We start from the raw sequence: 2,890 nt of genomic DNA on the forward strand, positions 1-2,890 counted from the left end.
GATATCGGACTGTGCATCCATCAGGCCAAAGATCCGGCCTGCTGCACCGGCGGCCCGCTGCAGGTCGCCCACCACCTCGCTGATCGCTCCGACCGACCCTGCCACCACCACGGCGTAGAACACAAAGGATGACAGCTGGCCGCTGGTCATGCGGCCGGCCAGCACGTCATGGCCGCCCACCCACAGGACCAGGCCCACCCCGCCGAACGCCAGCAGGATCACCAGAGCCGTGAGAAAGGCCCGCAGGCGCACCCGGTGCATGGCGGTGTCAAAGGCCTCCTCGGCCGTTCCGGCAAAGCGCTCCTGCTCATTGGCCTCACGCGTGAAGGCCTGGACGGTGCGGATGGCAGACAGGACTTCTTCGGCCCGCGCGCCCACATCCGCAACAGATTCCTGGCTGCTGCGGGACAGGCGTCGTACCTTGCGGCCCAGAACAAGGATCGGCGCCACCACAAGGGGAACCATCACAAATACAAGGCTGGTGAGCCTGGGGCTGGTGACCATGAGCAGTCCCGCGCCCCCGGAAAACAGCAGGATATTGCGCAGGGCTGTGGAGACGGACGATCCCACAACGGTCTGGAGAACAGTCGTGTCCACGGTCAGGCGGGACAGGATATCACCGGTGCGGTGGGTCTCGAAAAAAGCCGGGCTGAGGCGGACAATATGGCTGAACAGGGCCTTGCGGATATCTGCGATGACCCGCTCCCCGATCCGGGAGACCAGAAAAAAGCGCCCGTAGGTGGCCAGCGCCAGGATGCACACAGCTGCCAGCAGGGCCATCAGGGCCCGGTCCATTACCTCCGGATGGCCGGTGGCAAAGCCCCGGTCGATCAGCAGACGCAGCCCCTGACCCAGCGCCAGAACGGTTCCGGCTGAGATTACCAGCGCGACGATGGCCCCGGCGATCTGCAGGCGGCAGGATTTCAGGAATGGCGTGAGGCGGCGCAGGGGGCTCATGAAGCAGGCCTTTCATACCGGCCGCCGATCAGGAATTCCCGGTTGCCTTCCGGGCCTGTAATGGGACTTTCTGTCACCCCCAGCACATGCCAGCCCGGCTGGTCAGACAGCCAGGTGGAGATTGTCTGGCAAACTTCCTCATGCAGGTCCGGGTCACGGACCACACCGCCCTTGCCGACCCTCTCCTTGCCCACCTCGAACTGCGGTTTGATCAGGGCCACCAGAAAGGCCTGTGGCGCCACCAGGGCCATGGCGGCGGGAAGCACGGTGCGCAGACCGATAAAGCTGGCGTCGCAGACGATAACATCCACAGGATCGGGGATCTGGTCCCGCGTCAGGTGACGGGCGTTGGTCTGCTCCATCACCACCACGCGCGGATCCTGGCGCAGCTTCCAGGCCAGCTGGCCCTGGCCCACATCCACCGCATAGACCTTTACTGCGCCCCGGGACAGCAGGACATCCGTAAATCCGCCTGTGGAAGCTCCGATATCGAGACAGGTGTGGCCTGTTACGTCGATGCTGAAATACTCCAGGCCTTTTTCCAGTTTCAGACCGCCGCGGGATACCCAGGGATGGTCCTGGCCTTTCAGGTGGATCTCTGTTTCGGGGGCTATGGCATGCCCGGGCTTGTCCAGCCGCTGTGTCCCGGAAAAGACAAGGCCTGCGAGAATGACCGCCTGGGCGCGGGTGCGGCTTTCGGCCAGTCCCCGTTCCACCATGGCCTGATCGAGGCGTATCTTCCCTGTGGCCATCGGGTTACAGCGGGCCCCGCTTGCGGGCAACAGGGCTTTCGTTCTTCACGTCATAGGCCCGCACCAGACCTTCGCTGCCGGTTTCCACCAGCAGAATGGCCTTGCCCGTTTTCAGGACGGGGTGGGTGGACACAGGAATGCCGGGCAGCATGCACACCCTGCCGTCGCCATAGCGGATGGTGAGGTCGGGACCGGTCAGGGAATAGACCGCATCTTTCCCGTCAGCCTCCAGATCCTGGATGGCGATCAGGATTTTCCCGCTGTCATTTTCGGCAATGTGATAGACGTCGATGCGCCGGGGATCGGCCATGGCTTTGTCCTTTGGAATTCTGATGCCAGTATAGGCCGGATCATGTAAAATGGAACTGTAAAAACCACAGGACTGTCATGCCTGAAAAGCAGAAATTCATCGTCGGGATCAGCGGGGCTTCGGGGATTGTTTATGGCATTCGCCTGCTGCAGGTGCTGAAGCCCATGCCGCAGATCGAGACGCACCTGGTCATGAGTCGCTCGGCCGAGGTGGCGCTGGCGCATGAAACAGACCTGAAGGTGAAGGACGTGACGGCGCTGGCGGATATAGTCCATGCGCCCCACGACATTGCCTCGTCCCTGTCCAGCGGCAGCGTGAAGACCCTGGGCATGGTGATTGCGCCCTGTTCCATCCGCACCATAAGCGAGATTGCTACCGGTGTGACGTCAACCCTGCTCAGTCGCGCGGCTGACGTGACCCTGAAGGAGCGTCGCCGGCTGGTCCTGCTGCTGCGGGAGACGCCGCTGCACCTGGGGCATATACGCACCATGGCGCAGGTGACCGAGGCGGGAGCCATCGTCATGCCCCCGGTGCCGGCGTTCTATATCCGGCCCCGGTCGGTGGAGGACCTTGTGGATCACACGGTGGGACGCGTGCTGGACCTGTTCGGGATCGACACCCCCTTGGTCCGCCGGTGGAAGGAAGAGGGGGAAAATTGACCCTCAGGCCCGGGGCGCCGGAGCAGCCTGTACCGTGTTGTGCCGGAGCATTTCCATAACAGCTGCAGTGACTTCAGCGGCAAAGGCCCGGGCCCGCTTTTCTGCCGGATTCTGATGATAGGGGATCTGTTTTGTCGGACCTGCAACCCCCTGATGGCGGTCCACCAGATGGCTGGCCTCGTGCAGGACAGCGTTCAGAGCGGTGGTAAAGT

At 63.0% G+C, this 2,890-nt stretch carries 5 protein-coding genes; 1 reads left to right on the forward strand and 4 read right to left on the reverse strand.

What is annotated here, in order from left to right:
- The 3 genes from M3O22_06175 to M3O22_06185 all read right to left on the reverse strand — a co-directional run.
- Positions 1–957 (reverse strand): ABC transporter transmembrane domain-containing protein (locus M3O22_06175; protein ID MDP9196331.1); only part of this gene is annotated, 957 nt, incomplete at its 3' end.
- Positions 954–1,709, reverse strand: a complete 756-nt coding sequence (locus M3O22_06180; protein MDP9196332.1) for a TlyA family RNA methyltransferase — start codon at positions 1,707–1,709, stop codon at positions 954–956. The genes M3O22_06175 and M3O22_06180, both read right to left, overlap by 4 nt.
- A 4-nt stretch (positions 1,710–1,713) precedes the next feature.
- Positions 1,714–2,019, reverse strand: coding sequence for a hypothetical protein (locus M3O22_06185; protein MDP9196333.1), 306 nt, complete (start codon positions 2,017–2,019; stop codon positions 1,714–1,716).
- Between the two features lie 77 nt (positions 2,020–2,096).
- Between M3O22_06185 and M3O22_06190 the strand changes: the two genes are divergently transcribed.
- Positions 2,097–2,678 (forward strand): UbiX family flavin prenyltransferase, encoded by a 582-nt coding sequence (locus M3O22_06190; GenBank protein ID MDP9196334.1) that lies wholly within the window; start codon positions 2,097–2,099, stop codon positions 2,676–2,678.
- Between the two features lie 3 nt (positions 2,679–2,681).
- Here M3O22_06190 and M3O22_06195 read toward each other — a convergent pair.
- Positions 2,682–2,890 (reverse strand): hypothetical protein (locus M3O22_06195; GenBank protein ID MDP9196335.1); only part of this gene is annotated, 209 nt, incomplete at its 5' end.

The sequence above is a fragment of the Pseudomonadota bacterium genome, from assembly GCA_030775045.1.
GTDB lineage: Bacteria > Pseudomonadota > Alphaproteobacteria > JALYJY01 > JALYJY01 > JALYJY01.

What these genes read in the sequence shown, in the direction of transcription:
- M3O22_06180 (MDP9196332.1), bottom strand. Translation starts at nt 1,709, where the DNA reads ATGGCCACAGGGAAGATACGCCTCGATCAGGCCATGGTGGAACGGGGA.
- M3O22_06185 (MDP9196333.1), bottom strand. Translation starts at nt 2,019, where the DNA reads ATGGCCGATCCCCGGCGCATCGACGTCTATCACATTGCCGAAAATGAC.
- M3O22_06190 (MDP9196334.1), top strand. Translation starts at nt 2,097, where the DNA reads ATGCCTGAAAAGCAGAAATTCATCGTCGGGATCAGCGGGGCTTCGGGG.